17 protein-coding genes are annotated in these 20,250 nt (G+C 72.1%); 13 read left to right on the top strand and 4 right to left on the bottom strand.

All coding sequences use genetic code 11. The features are described from left to right. Positions 1 to 48: 48 nt before the first annotated feature. Positions 49 to 1,335, bottom strand: a complete 1,287-nt coding sequence (gene aroA, locus H5411_RS20745) for a 3-phosphoshikimate 1-carboxyvinyltransferase (protein WP_183124722.1) — start codon at positions 1,333 to 1,335, stop codon at positions 49 to 51. Positions 1,336 to 1,432: 97 nt separating this feature from the next. On the opposite strand from aroA, the gene H5411_RS20740 reads away from it, so the two are divergent. The 9 genes from H5411_RS20740 (at position 1,433) to H5411_RS20700 (ending at position 10,869) form a co-directional block, all read left to right on the top strand. Then, positions 1,433 to 3,133, top strand: a complete 1,701-nt coding sequence (locus H5411_RS20740; RefSeq protein WP_183124721.1) for a CTP synthase — start codon at positions 1,433 to 1,435, stop codon at positions 3,131 to 3,133. Beyond that, entirely contained in the window at positions 3,130 to 3,762 is a 633-nt protein-coding gene (locus tag H5411_RS20735; protein ID WP_101439409.1) for an NUDIX domain-containing protein, read from the top strand. The genes H5411_RS20740 and H5411_RS20735 overlap by 4 nt, the downstream gene beginning before the upstream one ends. 40 nt (positions 3,763 to 3,802) lie before the next feature. Beyond that, on the top strand, positions 3,803 to 4,735 hold the full coding sequence (gene xerD, locus H5411_RS20730; RefSeq protein WP_183124720.1) for a site-specific tyrosine recombinase XerD: 933 nt from the start codon (positions 3,803 to 3,805) through the stop codon (positions 4,733 to 4,735). 132 nt (positions 4,736 to 4,867) lie between these two features. Beyond that, positions 4,868 to 5,899 carry a ParA family protein gene (locus H5411_RS20725; protein WP_183124719.1) on the top strand — a complete coding sequence of 344 codons (1,032 nt, stop codon included), beginning with the start codon at positions 4,868 to 4,870 and terminating at the stop codon, positions 5,897 to 5,899. After that, positions 5,896 to 6,312, top strand: coding sequence for a cobyrinic acid a,c-diamide synthase (locus tag H5411_RS20720; protein WP_101439412.1), 417 nt, complete (start codon positions 5,896 to 5,898; stop codon positions 6,310 to 6,312). Before H5411_RS20725 ends, H5411_RS20720 begins: the two co-directional genes overlap by 4 nt. Further along, positions 6,312 to 7,343 (top strand): segregation and condensation protein A, encoded by a 1,032-nt coding sequence (locus H5411_RS20715; protein ID WP_220817206.1) that lies wholly within the window; start codon positions 6,312 to 6,314, stop codon positions 7,341 to 7,343. The genes H5411_RS20720 and H5411_RS20715 overlap by 1 nt, the downstream gene beginning before the upstream one ends. After that, the gene (gene scpB / locus H5411_RS20710) at positions 7,340 to 8,194 is read left to right on the top strand and encodes an SMC-Scp complex subunit ScpB (protein WP_183124718.1); all 855 of its coding nucleotides are present in this window, start codon (positions 7,340 to 7,342) and stop codon (positions 8,192 to 8,194) included. Before H5411_RS20715 ends, scpB begins: the two co-directional genes overlap by 4 nt. After that, the gene (locus H5411_RS20705; RefSeq protein ID WP_101439414.1) at positions 8,184 to 8,936 is read left to right on the top strand and encodes a pseudouridine synthase; all 753 of its coding nucleotides are present in this window, start codon (positions 8,184 to 8,186) and stop codon (positions 8,934 to 8,936) included. Before scpB ends, H5411_RS20705 begins: the two co-directional genes overlap by 11 nt. An 88-nt stretch (positions 8,937 to 9,024) precedes the next feature. Next, on the top strand, positions 9,025 to 10,869 hold the full coding sequence (locus H5411_RS20700) for a Xaa-Pro dipeptidyl-peptidase (protein WP_220817205.1): 1,845 nt from the start codon (positions 9,025 to 9,027) through the stop codon (positions 10,867 to 10,869). Positions 10,870 to 10,926: 57 nt separating this feature from the next. Here the strand turns inward: H5411_RS20700 and H5411_RS20695 are convergent, their stop codons facing one another. The 3 genes from H5411_RS20695 to H5411_RS20685 are packed head-to-tail and all read right to left on the bottom strand — an operon-like array spanning position 10,927 to position 13,004. Then, a complete protein-coding gene (locus H5411_RS20695) occupies positions 10,927 to 12,117 on the bottom strand; it encodes a cation:proton antiporter (protein WP_183124717.1) in 1,191 nt (396 codons plus the stop codon). After that, positions 12,117 to 12,599, bottom strand: a complete 483-nt coding sequence (locus tag H5411_RS20690; protein ID WP_183124716.1) for a cation:proton antiporter regulatory subunit — start codon at positions 12,597 to 12,599, stop codon at positions 12,117 to 12,119. Before H5411_RS20690 ends, H5411_RS20695 begins: the two co-directional genes overlap by 1 nt. Positions 12,600 to 12,635: 36 nt before the next feature. Then, entirely contained in the window at positions 12,636 to 13,004 is a 369-nt protein-coding gene (locus H5411_RS20685; RefSeq protein WP_183124715.1) for a DUF4267 domain-containing protein, read from the bottom strand. A 193-nt stretch (positions 13,005 to 13,197) separates the two neighbouring features. On the opposite strand from H5411_RS20685, the gene cmk reads away from it, so the two are divergent. The 4 genes from cmk to H5411_RS20665 all read left to right on the top strand — a co-directional run bounded on the left by cmk (position 13,198) and on the right by H5411_RS20665 (position 20,234). Beyond that, entirely contained in the window at positions 13,198 to 13,923 is a 726-nt protein-coding gene (gene cmk, locus H5411_RS20680) for a (d)CMP kinase (RefSeq protein WP_183124737.1), read from the top strand. Then, entirely contained in the window at positions 13,920 to 14,576 is a 657-nt protein-coding gene (locus H5411_RS20675; protein ID WP_183124714.1) for a lysophospholipid acyltransferase family protein, read from the top strand. The genes cmk and H5411_RS20675 overlap by 4 nt, the downstream gene beginning before the upstream one ends. Positions 14,577 to 14,591: 15 nt before the next feature. After that, positions 14,592 to 16,073 carry a ribosome biogenesis GTPase Der gene (der, locus tag H5411_RS20670; protein WP_183124713.1) on the top strand — a complete coding sequence of 494 codons (1,482 nt, stop codon included), beginning with the start codon at positions 14,592 to 14,594 and terminating at the stop codon, positions 16,071 to 16,073. Between the two features lie 309 nt (positions 16,074 to 16,382). Beyond that, complete coding sequence (locus H5411_RS20665; protein WP_246369106.1) at positions 16,383 to 20,234, top strand: Pls/PosA family non-ribosomal peptide synthetase; 3,852 nt, start codon at positions 16,383 to 16,385, stop codon at positions 20,232 to 20,234. Positions 20,235 to 20,250: the final 16 nt, after the last annotated feature.

Below are 20,250 nucleotides of genomic sequence, written 5' to 3'. Positions count from 1 at the left end.
GTGAGCGTTCAGCCCGGGGAGCAGCAGCACTCGCCGGGCGCGGATCGCTCAGCTGACGACGTCGCTCCACGTCTCGACGAACTTCGGGAACGTCTTGCCGACCGTCTCCGGGTTCTCGACGAGCACGCCGGGCACGCGCAGGCCCAGCACCGCCGCGGCCATCACCAGCCGGTGGTCCTCGTAGGTGTGGAAGACGCCGCCGTGCATCGGGGCCGGGGTGATTTCCAGGCCGTCCTCGAGTTCGGTGACGCGCGCGCCAAGACCGGACAGCTCGGTCGCCAGCGCGGTGAGCCGGTCGGTCTCGTGGCCGCGCAGGTGCGCGACGCCGGTGATGCTCGACGGGCCCTCGGCGAAGCACAGCATCGCCGCGATGACCGGCGTCAGCTCGCCGACCTCGTGCAGGTCGAGGTCGATGCCGGGGAACGCGCCGCCGCCGGTGACTACCAGGCCGTCGTCGTCGAGCGTCGCTTTCGCGCCCAGTTCGGCGACCAGGCCGCGCAGCCAGTCGCCCGGCTGCGTGGTCTGCTTCGGCCAGCCGTGCACCCGGACCGTCCCGCCGCCGACCACCGCGGCGGCCACGAACGGGGCCGCGGTGGACAGATCCGGCTCCACGACGTACTCCGGGCAGGACAGTTTCGCCGGCTCCACGCGGAATTCCGTGCCGGAACGGTCCACTGCGGCCCCGAACCGGCGCAGCATGTCGAGCGTCATCGCGATGTGCGGTTCGCTCGGCGGGGCGCCGCCGACCAGCCGCACCGTCACGCCCTGCCCGAACGCCGGACCGGCGAGCAGCAGCGCGGACAGGAACTGGCTGGAGGCCGACGAATCGAGGTCCACCCGGCCGCCGCGCAGCCCGCCGGTGCCGTGCACGGTGAACGGCGGCGCGCCGCGTCCGCCGTCGTCGATCCGAGCGCCGAGCTTGCGCAGCGCGTCCAGCAGCGGGCCGATCGGACGGCGGCGGATCGCCTCGTCGCCGTCGAACAGCACGGAGGCGTCGCCGAGAGTGGCGAGCGCGGGCGTGAAGCGGGCGACGGTCCCGGCGTTGCCGAGGGTGACGGTCGTCGCGTCGCCGCGGCCGCCGATGGTGCCGAGCGGGTGGACGAGGAAGCCGTCGATGGTCTCTTCGGAAAGCGCGCCCAGCGAGGCGAGCGCGGCCAGCATCAGGCGGGTGTCGCGCGAATCGAGCGGATGGCGCACCCGGGTGGGGGCGCTCGCGAGCGCGGCGAGCACATAGGCCCGGTTGGTGATCGACTTCGATCCGGGGACGCGCACCGCGGCGTCCAGCGAGGCGCCCGCGACCGGGGCGGTCCAGTGGTCATCGCGGAGGTTCGGCACGCCGCGAAGCCTAGCGCGAAGCGGGTGAACCGATTCCGCCGCGCCGGGAAGAGGCGTCGGCGAGCGATCTGCCCGGAGTGGGATATGCTGGCGGCCCGTGGGACTTCAGTCGCGGGCTACCAAGTATGTCTTTGTCACCGGAGGCGTTGCCTCCTCTCTGGGTAAGGGTCTGACGGCGTCCAGCCTCGGACAGCTCCTCACCGCGCGCGGACTTCGCGTCACGATGCAGAAGCTCGACCCGTACCTCAATGTCGACCCCGGGACGATGAACCCGTTCCAGCACGGCGAGGTGTTCGTCACCGACGACGGCGCCGAGACCGATCTCGACATCGGGCACTACGAGCGCTTCCTCGACCGCTCTCTCGACGGCAAGGCGAACGTCACCACCGGCCAGGTGTACTCGGAGGTGATCGCCAAGGAACGCCGCGGCGAGTACCTCGGCGACACCGTCCAGGTGATCCCGCACATCACCGACGAGATCAAGGCGCGGATCACCGCCGCGGCCGGGCCGGACGAGAACGGCGTCGCGCCGGACGTGGTGATCACCGAGGTCGGCGGCACGGTCGGCGACATCGAGTCGCTGCCGTTTCTCGAGGCGTGCCGCCAGGTGCGCCACGACGTCGGCCGCGACCAGTGCTTCTTCCTGCACGTGTCGCTGGTGCCGTACCTCGCCCCCTCCGGCGAGCTCAAGACCAAGCCGACCCAGCACTCGGTCGCCGCGCTGCGCAACATCGGCATCCAGCCGGACGCGCTGGTGTGCCGCGCGGACCGGGAGATCCCGGACGACCTCAAGCGCAAGATCGGCCTGATGTGCGACGTCGACACCGAGGCGGTCATCGCCTGCCCGGACGCGCGCTCGATCTACGACATCCCGAAGGTGCTGCACGGCGAAGCTCTCGACGCGTACGTCGTGCGCCGGCTGGGCCTGCCGTTCCGCGACGTCGACTGGACGGTGTGGGGCGACCTGCTCGACCGCGTGCACAACCCGAGCGAGATCGTCCGGGTCGCGGTGGTGGGCAAGTACATCGACCTGCCGGACGCGTACCTCTCGGTCACCGAGGCGCTGCGCGCGGGCGGGTTCGCGCACCGCGCCAAGGTCGAGATCGTGTGGGTCGCCTCGGACGACGCGCAGACCGAATCCGGCGCCGCCTCCGTGCTGTCCGATGTGGACGGTGTGCTGATCCCGGGCGGGTTCGGCATCCGCGGCATCGAGGGCAAGGTCGGCGCGATCCACTACGCGCGCACGCACGGCGTGCCGCTGCTCGGGCTGTGCCTCGGCCTGCAGTGCATGGTGATCGAAAGCGCCCGGAACCTGGCCGGCATCGAGGGCGCCAACTCGGCCGAGTTCGACGAGGCCACCCGGCACCCGGTGATCTCGACGATGGCCGACCAGCGCGACGTCGTGGCGGGCGAGCGGGACATGGGCGGCACGATGCGGCTCGGCGCGTACCCGGCGAAGCTCAAGCCGGGCTCGCAGGTGGCGAAGGCGTACGGCACCACCGAGGTGTCCGAACGGCACCGGCACCGCTACGAGGTGAACAACGCCTACCGCAAGCAGATCGGCGACGCGGGCCTGGTGTTCTCCGGCACCTCGCCGGACGACCGGCTCGTCGAGTTCGTCGAACTGCCCGCGGACGTGCACCCGTTCTTCGTGGGCACCCAGGCGCACCCTGAGCTGAAGAGCCGTCCGACCCGGCCGCACCCGCTGTTCAGCGCGTTCGTGAAGGCCGTCGTGGACCGCAAGGTCGCCGAGCGGCTCCCGGTCGAGCTGCCCGAGACGCCCGTGGCGGCTCGGTGAGCGCGCCCGGCACGCACGAGTTCTCCGTCGCCGGCACGACGGTCGTCCACGTGGGACGCGTCGTCGGCCTCCGGATCGACGACGTCGTGATGCCCGGCGGGCAGACCGCCAAGCGCGAGGTGGTCGAGCACCTCGGCGCGGTGGTGATCGCGGCGCTGGACAGCGAGGACAACGTCACGCTCGTCCACCAGTACCGGCATCCGCTCGGGCGCAGGCTGTGGGAGCTGCCCGCCGGGCTGATCGACAAGCCGGGGGAGGATCCGGTCGACACGGCCCGGCGCGAGCTGGCCGAGGAGGCCGGGCTGGCGGCGGCCCGCTGGGAGACGCTGGTCGACGTCGCGGCGTCGCCTGGGTTCACCGACGAGGTGGTGCGCGTCTTCCTCGCCCGCGATCTGTCCGAAGTGGACCGCGAGGTGCTCGGCGACGAGGAGGCCGACCTGGTGGTGCGGAAGTTCCCGCTCGCCGAGGCGGTCCGGATGGCGCTGGCCGGCGAGCTGGTCAACGGCGCGACGGTGTCCGGGGTGCTGTCGGCGCACGCGGTCGTGACCGGGGCGGCGGAGACCCGGCCGGCCGACGCGCCGTGGCAGGACCGGCCTTCGCGGTTCGCCCGCCGACTGGCCGAGGGCTGAGTTTCCGGATTCTGTCGGTGTGCCGTCCTAGAGTGGCGGCGTGAACGATGCGGGTGTCGAGGTGCGGGCCGCGATCGCCACGTACCTCGACCACCTCGTCGTCGAACGCGGCACTGCCCGCAACACCCTCGACAGCTACTCCCGCGACCTCCGCCGCTACGCCGCCCATCTGGAAGCGGCGGGGGTCGCGCGGCTCACCGAGGTCACTCCCGCGCATGTCACGTCGTTCGGGGCCGCTCTGCGCGAGGGCGACGAGGAGCACCAGCCGCTGGCGGCGTCGTCGGCCGCTCGGGCGCTCGTCGCGGTGCGAGGGCTGCACAAGTTCGCGCACGCCGACGGTCTCACCGAACACGACCCGGCCCGCGACGTCCGTCCGCCGGCCGCGGCGAAACGGCTGCCCAAGGCGCTGCCGGTCGCGGATGTCTTGAAGCTGCTCGACACTCCGCCGCCGGACGGCGAACGCGCCTTGCGCGACCGTGCGCTGCTGGAGCTGCTCTACTCGACCGGTGCCCGGATCTCCGAGGCGGTCGGCCTCGACGTGGACGATGTGGACGACAACGAGCGCACCGTTCTGCTCGACGGCAAGGGCGGCAAGCAACGGCTCGTGCCGATCGGCCGTCCCGCGCTGGAAGCACTCGACGCGTACCTGGTCCGCGCCCGCCCGGCGCTCGCCGCGAACGGACGGGGCACATCGGCGATCTTCCTCAACGCCCGCGGCAGCCGGCTTTCCCGGCAAAGCGCGTGGCAGGTGCTCAAGGACACCGCCGAGCGGGCCGGGATCACCGCCGCGGTGTCGCCGCACACCCTGCGCCACTCGTTCGCGACCCACCTCCTGGAAGGCGGCGCGGACGTCCGGGTGGTGCAGGAACTGCTCGGCCACGCCTCGGTGACGACGACCCAGGTGTACACGCTCGTCACGGTCACGACGCTGCGAGAGGTCTACGCCACCGCGCATCCGCGCGCCCTCGGCTGAACCCTCGACGCGGCCAAGAGCCTTCCCACGCTGCGGTGACTCGGCCCGTGCGGCCCGGCGCGGCGCTTTGCCGGGGCTCCGGAATCCCGCATAGGCTGCCGGAGACCCCGCCGAGCAAGGAGCTTTCGCGCCATGTCGACACCGACACCGAACCAGCCGGAGGACCCGGCAGCGTCCGCAGGGCCAGCCGGGTCCGCCGGGTCCGCCGGTTCGGCCGCGGCGAGCCTCGAGCACGCGCGGATCGCCGCCCCGGCGGACCACGAGGGCGACGAGCCGCAGCGGCCGGCGACCCGCGCCGAACGCGCCCGGATGCGGGCGAAGGAGCGCGCGGAGAGCGGGATCGGGCCCACCGGGCGCCCGCTGCGCGAGATCCCCGAGCCGCCGCCGCTGGAGCGGCACGGCCCGGCGAAGGTGCTCGCCATGTGCAACCAGAAGGGCGGCGTCGGCAAGACCACGTCCACGATCAACCTCGGGGCCGCGCTCGCCGAATGCGGCCGCCGGGTGCTGCTGGTCGACTTCGACCCGCAGGGCGCGCTCTCGGTCGGGCTCGGCATCCAGCCGCACGAACTGGACCAGACGGTCTACAACGTCATCATGGAGCGCTCGGTGCAGATCTCCGACGTGCTCCGGAAAACCCGGGTCGACGGCGTTGACCTGCTGCCGAGCAACATCGACCTGTCCGCGGCGGAGGTCCAGCTCGTCGCGGAGGTAGGGCGCGAGCACACGTTGTTACGGGTCCTTCGTCCGGTGATGAACGACTACGACTATGTTCTTGTCGACTGCCAGCCCTCGCTCGGCCTGTTGACGGTGAACGCATTGACCGCCGCGGACGGTGTGATCATCCCCCTGGAGTGCGAGTTCTTCAGTCTGCGAGGCGTCGCGCTCCTGATCGACACGATCGAGAAGGTGCAGGAACGCCTCAACCCCAAACTGGACATCACGGGGATTCTCGCCACGATGTACGACCCGAGAACCCTGCACTCGAAGGAGGTCATGGCTCGCGTGGTCGAGGCATTCGGCGACACCGTGTTCGACACGGTGATCAACCGCACCGTCCGGTTCCCCGAGACGACGGTCGCGGGCGAACCCATCACGACCTGGGCCCCCAAGTCCGCCGGCGCCGCGGCCTACCGCGCGCTGGCCCGCGAGGTGATCGCTCGGTGAGCAGGCGCGCTTCCCTGCCCGGAGCGTCGGAGCTTTTCCGCCTCACCTCCAGTCCGGCGACCCCCGCGCTCGAACGCCCCGCCGTGCCCGCTCCCGCGGAACCGGTGCAACGCGGCGGCAAGCCCGCGGGCGGCGCGGAAGCCGACCAGCTGGCCCGCAACGCGGCGCGCAGCGGGTCCGGGCGCACCAAGCACGACGCGAAGATCACCGTGTACGTCTCCGGCGAGGAACTGCTCGCGATGGAGCAGGCCCGGCTGAACCTGCGCGCCAAGCACGACCTGGTCGTCGACCGCGGCAGGCTGGTCCGCGAGGCGGTCGCCGTGCTGCTCGCCGACTTCGACCAGCGCGGCGAGGATTCCGTGCTGGTGCAGCGATTGCGGGCGGGCAGCGAGGACGGCGGAACCGAGGGCTGATGGACGAACCGGCATCGGCCGAGCTGCCGGAGCCGGAAGCGGCAGTCTCGGACAGCACTCCGAACCCGGAAAGCGCGGCAGGCGAGGAAGTCCCGGAGAACACGGCCGAAGAAGTCCCGGAGGCGGCGGACTCCGCGGCGGCTCCCGCCGACGCCGGGCCCGCTCCGGCGGAGCACGAGACGGTGCACGGCGGCACCATCCCCGAGGGATACGCCGCCGCCGAGGAAGGCTCCTCGAAGTTCAAGGTGCGGCTGCAGAACTTCGAGGGCCCGTTCGACCTGCTGCTGCAGCTGATCTCGCAGCACCAGCTGGACGTCACCGAGGTCGCCCTGCACACGGTCACCGACGACTTCATCGCCTACACCCGCGCGCTCGGCCCGGACTGGAACCTCGACGAGACCACCGAGTTCCTGGTGATCGCGGCGACCCTGCTCGACCTCAAGGCCGCCCGGCTGCTGCCCGCGGCCGAGGTCGAGAACGAGGACGACCTGGCGTTGCTGGAAGCCCGCGACGTGCTGTTCGCGCGGATGCTGCAGTACCGCGCCTACAAGCAGGTGGCCGCGCTGTTCGGCGAGCTGGAGGAAGGCGCGCTGCGGCGGTACCCGCGGTCGGTGGCGCTGGAGGAGCGGTACCTCGGGCTGCTGCCGGAGGTGATGCTGGGCGTCACGCCGGAGCGGTTCGCGGAGATCGCGGTCGCGGTGTTCCGGCCGAAACCGCCGCCGCAGGTGTCGATCGCGCACATCCACATGGGCCGCGTGTCCGTGCGCGAGCACGCCGCGCTGCTGCGGCTGAAGCTCGCCGAGGCCGGGCAGGCGACGTTCAAGGAACTGACCTCGGACTGCGAGCACACGGTGGAGATCGTGGCCCGGTTCCTCGCGCTGCTGGAGCTCTACCGCGAATCGTCGGTGCAGTTCGACCAGCTGGAGGCGCTGGCGGAACTGCACGTCCGCTGGACCGGCGGCAGCGTGGCCGAGGCGTCCGCCGCCGCCGAGCAGGACCGCGCGGCGGCCGAGGAGGAGGAATACGGGTGAGCACCGAAGACGACCGCGCACCGGAGCGGGAGGAGACTCCGGCCGCGCCGGACGCTCCGGCGGAAGAGGCTCAGGTCGAGGCCGAACAGGCCGCGGCCGAGCCGGTCGGGGAGCAGGAACCGGCCGGGGAGACGGAGCCGGAAACCGCGCCGCAGCCGGAAAACGAGGCCGAGCCGGAGTCCGTCGACGCCGTCGAACCGGAATCCGCGGAAGCCGAAGCCGCGCCGGAGTCCGACGGGGTCCCCGAAGCGGAGCCCGCGCCAGCCGACGACGAAGGCCTGGTCGCCGTGGACAGCGGCCTGCCCAGCGTCGAGGACGACGAGGCGCTGGAAGCCGCTCTCGAAGCGCTGCTGCTCGTCGTGGATTCGCCGATCGCGGAGGATTCCCTCGCCGAAACGCTGGACCAGCCGGTCGCCCGGGTGACCGTCGCGCTGCGGACGATGGCGCAGAAGTTCACCGAGCGGGCCAGCGGGATCGACCTGCGGCGCGTCGGCGAAGGGTGGCGGTTCTACACTAGGGACACCTACGCCCCGTTCGTGGAGAAGCTCCTGCTGGACGGCCAGCGGTCGAAGCTGACCAGGGCCGCGCTGGAGAGCCTCGCCGTGATCGCGTACCGGCAGCCGGTCACCCGGGCCCGGGTCGCGGCGGTGCGCGGGGTGAACGTGGACGGCGTGATCCGGACCCTGCTGGCGCGGGGGCTCATCGAGGAGATGGGCACCGACCCGGAGACCACGGGCACGCTGTACGTGACGACCGAGCTGTTCCTGGAGCGACTGGGGCTGTCGTCGCTGAACGACCTGCCCCCGATCGCTCCGCTGCTACCCGAAGTGGACACCATCGATGACATCTGACGAACACCCCGACGGCATCCGCCTGCAGAAGGTCCTGTCGCAGGCCGGCGTGGCGTCGCGCCGGGCGGCCGAGGACCTGATCGCGGCCGGCCGGGTGGAGGTGGACGGCGAGGTCGTCACCGAGCTGGGCCGCCGCGTGCACCCGGACGAGGCGGTGATCCACGTCGACGGGACGCGGGTCAACCTCCGCGACGACCTCGTGTACCTCGCGTTCAACAAGCCCAAGGGCGTGCACTCGACGATGTCGGACGACCGGGGCCGCCCGTGCGTCGGCGACTACCTGCGCGGCCGGTGGGAGGAGACCCCGGGCGTCGTGCACGTCGGGCGGCTCGACGAGAACACCGAGGGCCTGCTGCTGCTGACCAACGACGGCGACCTCGGGCACCGGCTGATGCACCCGTCGTACCGGGTGCTCAAGACCTACTTCGCGGAGGTCGAGGGCCTGGTGCCGCGCGGGCTGGGCAAGGAGCTGCGCGCGGGCTGGGAGCTGCCGGACGGGATCGTGAAGGTCGACCAGTTCCGGGTCAAGGACATGCATTCCGGACGCAGCATGATCGAGCTGGTGATCCACGAGGGGCGCAAGCACATCGTGCGCAGGCTGATGGCGGCCACCGGGCATCCGGTGCGCAAGCTGGTCCGCACCGCGGTCGGCGACGTCCAGCTGGGCAACCAGCGCCCGGGCACGATCCGCAGGCTCAACCGCGGCGAGGTCGGCACGCTGTACCGCACCGTGGGACTCTGACCGGTTCCCCACTTTCGGCCCTGCTGCCGGGCATCGGCGCCCGGCCAGAGTTGTCGGCACCCGACGACGACTCTGGAGGGCGACGGGAATGCGTGTGCTGACAGGGCTGTGCGCCGCCGCGGTGCTGGCCGCGGGAGTGGTGGCGCCGGCGGCCGCGACGGCCGCCCCGGCGGGAACGGCGACCGAACCGCGGTACGACTACGCCGGGGCGATCCGCGAAACGGTGTGGGTCGACCTCGGCCGCGACGGCGACGGGGACGGCGTGCCGGACCGCGTCGCCGCGGACATCGTGCGGCCGAAGGAACCGGCCGAGGCGGGCAAGAAGATCCCGGTGATCATGGACGCCAGCCCGTACTACTCCTCGGTGGGGCGGGGCAACGAGACCCAGTTCAAGACGTACGACGCGCAGGGCCGCCCGGTCGGCTTCCCGCTGTTCTACGACAACTACTTCGTGCCCCGCGGGTACGCGGTGGTGCTCGTGGACCTGGCGGGCACCAACCGGTCGACCGGCTGCGTCGACGTCGGCGGGAACTCGGACGTCCAGTCGGCCAAGAAGGTCGTCGACTGGCTCAACGGCCGCGCGACCGGCTACACCGCGAAAACCGGCGGCACGACGATGTCGGCGAGCTGGAGCGACGGCGGCGTCGGCATGATCGGCAAGTCCTACGACGGCACCATCGCCAACGGCGTCGCCTCGACCGGCGTCGAGGGGCTCAAGACCATCGTGCCGATCTCCGCGATCAGCTCCTGGTACGACTACTACCGCTCGGACGGCGCGTCGTTCGGCTTCAACCCGGACGGGCTCGCGCAAACCGTCGAGCGGCGCAACGGCGGCCAGGATTGCTCGGCGCAGAACCGGAAACTCGCCGAGGGCGCGACCGCGAACGGCGACTACGGGCCGCTGTGGGCGGAGCGCGACTACGTGGCGAACGCGAAGAACGTGCGCGCCAGCGTGTTCATCTCGCACGGCGTGAACGACCTGAACGTCATGCCGATCAACTACGGCCAATGGTGGGACGCGCTCGCCGCGAAGGGCGTGCAGCGCAAGATCTGGCTCGCGCAGACCGGTCACGTCGACCCGTTCGACTACCGCCGCGCCGAGTGGGTCGACACTCTGCACCGGTGGTTCGACCACTACCTGATGGGCATCGACAACGGCATCGACAAGGAACCGATGGCGACCGTCGAGCGGCAGCCGGACCAGTGGGTCGACGAAGCGGCCTACCCCGCGCCGGGCGCGAAAGCCACGGTCCTGCGGCCGCAACCCGGTCGTACGCCGGGCGTCGGCACGCTTGGCACCTCGGGCGGCCGGGGCACCGCGTCGTTCACCGACGACCCGAACGTGGGGGAGAACGCGTGGGCGGCGAATCCGTCGGCCACGTCGGCGAACCGCGTCCTGTACAGCACTGGTGCGCTCGCTTCGCCGGTGCAGGTCTCGGGCACCTCGTCGATCACCGTGACGGCGACGCCGAGCACGTCGACCGCGCGGCTGTCGGCGATGCTGGTGGACTACGGCCCGGCGACGATCCGCAATTTCTCCGGCTCCGGCGAAGGAATCGTGACCGGCACGGACCGCACGTGCTGGGGTTCGAGCACCGACGGCGACAGCGCTTGCTACAAGGTGACGAGCGCGGACACGAAGAACGTGGACTACACGATCATCAGCCGCGGCTGGGCGGATCTGGCGAATTACCAGTCCCTGAGCCGGGAAGCGCGGCTCACGCCGGGCAAGGCGTACACGATGACGTTTCGGCTGGCGAGCACGGACCACATCGTCCCGGCCGGGCACCGGCTGGCGCTGGTGATCGGCGGCACGGACGCCGACTTCATCACTGGACCGGCGAATCCGCCGAAGCTGACCATCGACCTGGCCAAGACGTCGGCCCAGGTTCCGTTGGTCGGCGCGGTTCCGGCGCGCTTCGACTTGCGTTGAAAGCCGTGAAGGGCCCCTCGAGGGAATCAGATTCCCTCAACGGGCCCTTCACGGACGTCAGCTGGCGGTGACGGTTTCCTTCGCGGCGGCCTTGCGCTGCAAGGCTTTCGCGATCGGCTCGACCACTCGCGCCGCGGTCGGGCCGAGGATCGCCATCAGCAGCACATAAGCCGTCGCGAGCGCGGCCAGTTCGCCGTCCACCGCGCCCGCGGTGACGGCCAGCCCGGCGATGACGATCGAAAACTCGCCCCGCGCGACCAGAGCCGCACCGGCGCGGGCTCGGCCGAGCCGCCCGATCCTCTGCCGCCGCGCGGCCCACCATCCGGTGGCCACCTTCGTCAGCGTCGTCACCACCGCGAGCACCGCGGCCCAGCCGAGCACCGGCGGGATCGACGACGGGTTCGTGTTCAGCCCGAACACCACGAAGAACATCGCGGCGAACAAGTCCCGCAACGGTTCCAGCAGCCGGGTCGCGTTGTGCGCGGTCGACCCGGACACCGCGATGCCGAGCAGGAACGCCCCGACCGCCGCGGACACCTGCAGCGCCGACGCGATCCCGGCCACCAGCAGCGCCGCGCCGAGGATCTTGAGCAGGAACACTTCCCGGTCGTCGCTGTCCACCAGCGCCGAGACGTACCGGCCGAACTTGAGCGCGATCACCAGCACCACGGTGATCACCAGGAGCGAGATGCCGACCGCTTCCAGCCCGCCGAGCAGGCTGACCCCGCCGAGGATCGCCGTGAGGATCGGCAGGTACAGCGCCATCACGAGGTCCTCGAACACGAGGATCGACAGCACCACCGGCGTTTCCCGGTTGCCGAGCCGGCCGAGGTCGCCGAGGACCTTCGCGATGATGCCGGACGACGAGATGTACGTGACGCCCGCCATGACGGTCGCGCCGATCGGGCCCCAGCCGAGGATCAGCGCGACCGCCGCGCCGGGCGCGGCGTTGAGCACGATGTCCACCAGGCCCGCGGTCCACGACCGCCGCATGCCGGTGAACAGTTCGGCCGCGGAGTACTCCAGGCCGAGCAGCAGAAGCAGCAGCACCACGCCGATTTCGCTCGCGAGGTGGGCGAAATCGCCGATGTCGGCGAGCGGGATCAGGCCGCCGGAGCCGAAGCACAGGCCGCCGAGCAGGTACAGGGGGATGGGGGAGAGGCCGATCCGGCCGGCGAGCCTGCCCAGCGCGCCGAGCACGAAGAAGACCGCGCCGAGTTCGACCAGCGACAGTGCGGTGTGGTCCATCAGCCGTGCTTGAGGATCTTGGCGGCGGCTTCCAGTCCCTCGGACGTGCCGACCACGACGAGCAGGTCGCCCGCGGTGAACAGGAAGTCCGGCGCCGGCGACGGGTGCACCTGCCCGGCCCGCATGACCGCGACGATCGAGACGCCGGTGCGCGTGCGCATCGCGGTGTCGCCGAGCGAACGGCCGTCGAACGGGCTGTCCGCGGTGATCGGCAGCTGTTTCGTGTTGATGCCCGGCAGCTCGCGGTGCTCCTCGTTCAGCTGCGCCACCAGCTGCGGCGCGCCCAGCAGATTCGAGAGCGCGCCCGCCTCGTCCGCGGTCAGCGGCAGCGACGCGAGGCAGGCGTCCGGGTCGTCCGATTTGGACACGATCAGCTCGATCTTGCCGTCCCGCTGGGTGACGACGCCGATGCGCCGTCCCGCGCGGGTGGCGAAGTCCTTGCGGACACCGATTCCGGGAAGAGGGGTGACTTCGACGTTCACGGTCGCCACGGTAACCCATTGTCCGATTCGCGGAGTTCAGCCCAGCAGGAACAGAACCGAGGTGGCGGCCATGAACGCGGCGGTCGCGCCGTGCACGCCGTAGGCGATCCCCTTCTTCCCCTGGTGCCGCAGGATGATCAGCATGTCGCAGAGCGGCATGACGGTCGCGGCCAGCAGCAGCCAGCCGACCAGGTGCGGGCTGCCCGCCAGCATCGCGACGCCGAGGATCAGCCCGGCGCCGAGGTCGCGGTCCCCCTTGATTTCGAAGAACGCCGTCGATCCGGTCGGGATCTCCCGGAGGCCGAACGTCGCGGCGGTCTTCGCCGGGGCGAACAGGTACGCGAACCCGATGTAGACGATGCCGAGGACGGGGACGCAGGCGAGGACGTAAGCGGTGATCAGCATGGGAACCCCAGGTAGTTAGCAGTGCTAGGAACAGGTGCAACGCTAGACTAGCGACGCTAGGCTGTCTAGCAGTGCCCGATCTTTCGCCGCGGGCACCGCCTGAGCCGCCGGGACCGGCTACGGGCAGAATGAGCCGGACCGGGTGTGCGGGACGAACGTGAGGAGAAAATCGGTGACGGGAGCCCTACGTGGGGTGGTCGCGCTGGACGGCCCGTCGGGAACCGGCAAGACCACGGTGGCGCGCAAGCTCGCCGGACGGCTGAGCGCCCGCTACCTCGACACCGGAGCGATGTACCGCGTCGTCACGCTCGCCGCGCTGCGGGCCGGGGTCGATCTCGCCGACGAACACGCGGTCGGCGCGCTCGCGCACGACGTCGACTTCTCGCTCGGCACCGACCCGGAGCGGCCGGACGTGCGGCTGGCCGGCGAGGACGTGGCCGCCGAGATCCGCGGCCCCGAGGTGACCGGCGCGGTGTCGCCGGTGTCGGCCGTGCCGCAGGTGCGCGAGGTGCTGGTCGCCCGCCAGCGCCGGATGATCGCCGACGCGGTCGAGGACGACGGCGGGATCGTCGTGGAGGGCCGCGACATCGGCACCACCGTCGCGCCGGACGCGCCGCTCAAGATCTACCTCACCGCCTCGGCCGAGGTCCGCGCCGCGCGCCGGAACACCCAGGACTCCGCGGCGGGACGGGCCTCGAGCGTCGAGTCCGCCCGGGAATCGGTGGAGCGCCGCGACCGGATCGACTCCACCCGCGCCGCCTCCCCGCTGCGCGCGGCCGGGGACGCGGTCCAGGTGGACACGTCCGAGCTGACGATCGACCAGGTGATCGTCGCGCTGGCCGAACTCGCCCGCGGGCGGGGGCTGCTCGGCGACTGCCCGGCCGAACCGGCGGCCGCCGAGGCCGGGGTCAGCCGGTGAGCGGCGCCCTCCCCGAGGGGGCGAACGGCCTCCTGCTCGACATCGGGCGGACGGCGGGCCGGTATTATCTGCGTCCGGCGTTCCGGATCCGGGTGCACGGCCGCGACCGGGTGCCCGCCGACGGCCCGCTCGTCGTGATCGCGAACCACAGCTCGAACGTCGATCCGCAGCTGGTGATCGGAATGCTTCCGCGGCGCAGCGCGTTCCTGGCCAAGGCGGAGTTGTTCACGGGGATCGGCGGCCGGTTCCTGCGGGCGATCGGCCAGATCCCGGTCCGCCGGGGCGAGATCGACCGGACGCCGCTGACCACGGCGGTCGGCGTGCTCAAGGCGGGCGGTGCGGTCGGGATCTTCCCCGAGGGCACTCGCGGCGAGGGCGACGTCGGGGCCGCCGAACGCGGCGCGGCGTGGCTCGTGCGCGCTTCGGGAGCCACCGTGCTGCCGATCGCGATCCGCGGGACGCGCAAGCCCGCCGACGGCAAACGGCGGTGGCGGCCGCGCGTGGACCTCCTCTTCGGGGAGCCGTTCGCGCTGAAGGTCGGTCCGGGCCGGAAAGGGCTCGACCAGGGCACCGAAGAGCTGCGCGCGCAGCTCGCGGCGCTCGTACAGGCTTTGGACGACTGGCGCGGCGAACACGGGTTCGCCACGCCGTAGGTGAAGTGGGAAACAATGACAGGGTTTGACGCCGCCGACAGTGCGGTGGACGGTCTCGGCGAGATCGACGGGACGTGGGCCGACGAGTCCGAGTTCGCCGCGCTCGACGCACGGATCGAGGCCGACGAGGCCGAGGGCCGGGCGGCCGCCGCGCAGCCGGTGCTCGCCGTCGTCGGCCGGCCGAACGTGGGCAAGTCCACGCTGGTCAACCGCATCCTCGGCCGCCGGGAAGCGGTCGTGCAGGACGTGCCGGGCGTGACCCGCGACCGGGTCGCCTACGACGCGTTCTGGGCCGGCCGCCGCTTCACGCTCGTCGACACCGGCGGCTGGGAGCCCGACGCCACCGGCCTGCAGGCCTCGGTCGCGACGCAGGCCGAGATGGCCATGCAGACCGCGGACGCGGTGCTGCTGGTCGTCGACGCGACGGTCGGGGCCACCGCCACCGACGAGGCCGTCGCGCGCGTGCTGCGCCGTTCGAAGAAGCCGGTCCTGCTGGCCGCGAACAAGGTGGACGACGACCGGCTGCTGGCCGACACCGCGTCGCTGTGGTCGCTGGGCCTCGGCGAGCCGCACCCGGTCAGCGCGCTGCACGGGCGCAGCTCGGGCGACCTGCTCGACGCCGTCATGGCCGCGCTGCCCGAAGCGCCGCGCGAAGCCGGCACGGTGACCGCCGGGCCGCGCCGCGTCGCGCTGGTCGGCAAGCCGAACGTCGGCAAGTCCAGCCTGCTCAACCGGCTTTCCGGCGAGCAGCGCTCGGTGGTCGACTCGGTCGCGGGCACCACGGTCGACCCGGTCGACTCGCTGGTCGAGCTGGACGGCGAGGTCTGGCGGTTCGTGGACACCGCGGGCCTGCGCAAGCGCGTCAACTTCGCCGACGGCGCGGAGTACTACGCCTCGCTGCGCACCAAGACCGCGATCGACGCGGCCGAGGTCGCGATCGTGCTGCTGGACGCCTCCGAACCGCTGACCGAGCAGGACCTGCGGGTGCTGACGATGGTGGTCGAGGCGGGCCGCGCGTGCGTGCTCGCGTTCAACAAATGGGACCTGGTCGACGAGGACCGCCGGCACGCCATGGTGCGCGAGCTGGACCGCGGCCTCGTGCGCGTGCCGTGGGCGGAGAAGGTCAACATCTCCGCGCTCACCGGGCGCGCGGTGCGCAAGCTCGCGCCCGCCCTGCGCACGGCGCTGTCGTCGTGGGACCAGCGCGTGTCGACCGGTCAGCTCAACGGCTGGCTGTCCGACCTCATCGCGGCCACCCCGCCGCCGGTGCGCGGCGGCAAGCAGCCGAAGGTGCTGTTCGCGACGCAGGCGGGCATCCGGCCGCCGACGCTGGTGCTGTTCACCACCGGGTTCCTCGAGGCCGGTTATCGCCGGTTCATCGAGCGGAAATTCCGCGAGCAGTTCGGCTTCGCCGGCAGCCCCGTTCGGGTGAATGTGCGCGTCCGGGAAAAGAAGCAGAAGCCCAAGGCGGGCGGAAAAGCGGCCCGCAACCGCTGATTCCTTTCCCGGCAAGGGAATTCCCGCCGCCTCGGGTTTCGGGGAATTCCCTTGCCGGACCTGCGGACGGTGACGTCCGACACGCGGCCGTTACCCTGACGCGACCTCGGCTTCATTGCCGCGTAAGGTAGACGGTCGCTACGGGCGCCTCATTCGGATGGCCAGCCCGAATGACGCTCGCGAAAGGTGAGTGATGGGCTTGCGCGCCCAGAGTTCGACCCTGTTCCCGTCGTTCCGGAATACCGGAACGCGCCCGGCCGCCGAGGTGGCCCGGTGACGCTGACCGCCGATTCCGGCAGTGCCGACGCCCTGACTCTCGCCGTCGAGGCCGCGCTCTCGCCGGCCCTGTTCGAGACCGCGGCTCCCGCGGCCGAACGCACCCTTCTGGACATCCTCGCCGCGACCGCGGAGAAGCACCCGAACGCCGCCGCGCTCGACGACGGCACCGGCCCGCTGAGCTATCGCAGGCTGATGGAAGAGATCGACGCGTACGCCCGCAAGCTGCGCGAGCACGGCGTCGGCCTCGGCGACCGCGTCGGCATCCGGATCTCCTCCGGCACCGCCGAGCTGTACGTCGCGATCCTGGCGACCCTGTCGGTCGGCGCGGCGTACGTGCCGGTCGACGCGGACGACCCCGACGAGCGAGCCGAGCTGGTGTTCGGCGAGGCCGGCGTCGCGGCGATCGCCACCGACGGCGAAATCACCGTGGCCGGGACGCCGAGCGGCGCCACCGGCCGCCCCGGTCCGGGCGACGACGCGTGGATCATCTTCACCTCCGGCTCCACCGGCAAGCCCAAGGGCGTCGCGGTCACGCACGCGTCGGCGGCGGCTTTCGTGGACGCCGAAGCGCAGCTTTTCCTGACCGACGAGCCGATCGGCCCCGGCGACCGGGTGCTGGCCGGGCTGAGCGTCGCGTTCGACGCCTCCTGCGAAGAGATGTGGCTGGCCTGGCGGCACGGCGCGTGCCTGGTGCCCGCGCCGCGCGCGCTGGTGCGCACCGGCGTCGACCTCGGCCCGTGGCTGGTCGCGCAGGGCATCACGGTCGTCTCGACGGTGCCGACGCTGGCCGCGCTGTGGCCGGCGGACGCGCTGGAAGACGTGCGGCTGCTCATCTTCGGCGGCGAAGCCTGCCCGCCGGAGCTGGCCGAGCGCGTGGCCGTCGAAGGCCGCGAAGTGTGGAACACCTACGGCCCGACCGAGGCGACCGTCGTCGCCTGCGCCGCGCAGATGACCGGCGAAGGCCCGGTGCGGATCGGCCTGCCGCTGGTCGGCTGGCAGCTCGTCGTGGTGAACGAAGAGGGCGAGCCGGTCGCCATGGGCGAGACCGGCGAACTGGTCATCGGCGGGGCCGGGCTCGCCCGCTACCTCGACGCGGAGAAGGACGCGCAGAAGTTCGCGCCGCTGCCGTCGATGGGCTGGGAACGCGCCTACCGCAGCGGTGACATGGTCCGCGCGGAGCCGGAAGGCCTGCTGTTCCTCGGCCGGCTCGACGAGCAGATCAAGCTCGGCGGCCGGCGGATCGAACTGGGCGAGGTCGACGCGGCGCTGCAGGCGCTGCCCGGCGTGCGCGGTGCGGCCGCGGCCGTGCGCCGCACCAAGGCGGGCAACCAGGTCCTGGTCGGCTACATCGTCCCGGAGGACGGCGAAACCCTCGACACGGACGACGCCGCGACCCGGCTGCGCGCACAGCTGCCCGCCGCGCTGGTGCCGCTGCTCGCGACGATCGACGACCTGCCGACTCGCACGTCCGGCAAGGTCGACCGCGCCGCACTGCCGTGGCCGCTGTCCACTGTGGACGCCAGCGCGGCCGGATTGTCGCCCACCGAGGCATGGCTGGCGGAAGGCTGGAGCGAGATCCTCGGCGTGTCGGTGAGCAACGCCGGCGCCGACTTCTTCACCAACGGCGGCGGCAGCCTGACCGCGGCGCAGCTGATCGCGCGCATCCGCACCCGTCACCCCGAGGTGTCGGTCAGCGACATCTACCAGAACCCGAAGCTCGGGGCGCTGGCCGCGAAACTGGACGCGCTGCGCGGCGAGGAGACCGAGCGCCGCGAGATCGCGCCGACGCCGCGCCGCGCCGGGCTCGTGCAGTCCCTGCTGATGGTCCCGCTGATGGGCCTCGTCGGGCTGCGCTGGACGACGCTCGCCGCCGCCTGCTCGAACGTGCTGGCGCTGCTGGGCGTTTCCTGGGCGCCGACGCTGAACTGGGCGTGGCTGGTGCTCGCCTACCTGGTGCTGTTCACCCCGGCGGGCCGCATCGCCCTCGCCGCGGGCGGTGCGCGCGTGCTGCTGTCCGGGGTCCGCCCCGGCAGCTACCCGCGCGGCGGGAGCGTCCACTTGCGACTGTGGACCGCCGAGAAGCTGGCCGAGTTCAGCGGCGCGGACAGCGTCGCGGGCGCGTCGTGGATGACGACGTACGCGAAGGCGCTCGGCGCGCGCATCGGCAAGGACGTGGACCTGCACTCGCCGCCGCCGGTCACCGGTTTCCTCAAGCTGGGCCGTGGCGCGGCGGTGGAGCCCGAGGTCGATCTGTCCGGCCACTGGGTCGACGGCGACGTCGTGCACATCGGCAAGGTGCGGATCGGGGCCGAGGCCCGGGTCGGCTCGCGCAGCACGCTGTTCCCCGGCGCCCGGATCGGCAAGGGCGCGGAGATCGCCGCCGGGGCGACCGTGCGCGGCGCGGTTCCGGCGGGCCAGCGCTGGGCCGGTTCGCCCGCGGTGCGCTCGGACGTCAAGGACGCGCTGAAGTGGCCGTCGAGCCGTCCGCCGCGGTCGCGGTTCTGGGCCTCGGTGTACGGCGCGACCTCGGTGTTCCTCGGGCTGCTGCCCGGGATCGCCGCGCTGCCGGGCGTCGCGGTGATCGGGTACGCGGTCGCTGGCACCTCTGACTGGGGCGCTGCGCTGGGCCAGGCGCTGCTGTTCGTGCCGGTCGCCACGGTCGCCTACTTCCTGACGTACGCGCTGCTCGTGCTGGCCGGTGTGCGCGCGCTCGGCGTCGGCATGGTCGAGGGCTACCACCCGGTGCACGGCCGCGTCGCGTGGCAGGTCTGGGCGACCGAGCGGCTGATGGGGATGGCCCGCGAAGGCCTGTTCCCGTTGTACGCCAGCCTGTTCACGCCGGTGTGGCTGCGGCTGCTGGGCGCGAAGGTCGGCCGCAACGTGGAGGCGTCGACCGTCCTCGCGCTGCCCAAGATGACCAAAGTGGACAGTGGCGCGTTTCTGGCCGACGACACCATGGTCGCCACCTACGAACTGGGCCACGGCTGGCTGCACGCCGCCCCGGCGCGGATCGGCAAGCAGGCGTTCCTCGGCAACTCGGGGATGACCGCGCCGGGCCGTTCGGTGCCGAAGCGCGGGCTGGTCGGGGTGCTGTCCTCGACGCCGGCGAAGGCGAAGAAGGGCTCGTCGTACCTGGGCATGCCGCCGCTGCCGGTGCGCCGCGCGGTGGAGGAGAGCGACACCAGCCGCACGTACACGCCGCCGCTGCACCTCAAGGCGGCGCGGGCGCTGGTCGAGCTGTGCCGGATCCTTCCGGTGATGTGCGCGGTCGCGCTCACCGTCGGCGTCGCGGTTTCGCTGCTGGCGCTGGCGGCGTGGGGCGGCTTCTGGGTCGCCGCGCTGCTGGCCGGGCCGGTGCTGCTGGCCGCCGGGATCGTCGCGGCGCTCACCGCGACCGCGGCGAAGTGGCTGCTGGTCGGCAAGTTCCGCGAGATCGACCACCCGTTGTGGAGTTCGTTCGTGTGGCGCAACGAGCTGGCCGACACGTTCGTCGAGGCGCTCGCGGTGCCGTGGCTGATCGGGTCGCTCGGCGGCACGCCGCTGCTGCCCGCGTGGCTGCGCACGATGGGCGTCAAGATCGGCCGCGGCGTCTGGCTCGACACCTATTGGCTGCCCGAGTCCGACCTGGTCGAACTGGGCGACGGCGCGACGATCAACCGCGGCTGCGTGGTGCAGACGCACCTGTTCCACGACCGGATCATGACGATGTCGCGGGTGACCCTCGCCGAGGGCGCGACGCTCGGCCCGCACGGTATCGTGCTGCCGGGCGCGAGCATCGGTGCGCGCACCACGGTAGGCCCGGGCTCGCTCGTGACGCGCGGAGACGCGGTTCCCGCGGACACGCGCTGGCTCGGCAATCCGATCTCGGCCTGGCGGCGGTGAGGGCGGAAGCGTTGCG

Source organism: Amycolatopsis echigonensis (genome assembly GCF_014174495.1).
Taxonomy (GTDB): Bacteria; Actinomycetota; Actinomycetes; order Mycobacteriales; family Pseudonocardiaceae; genus Amycolatopsis; species Amycolatopsis echigonensis.
This window is presented reverse-complemented; position numbering and strand designations above follow the sequence as displayed.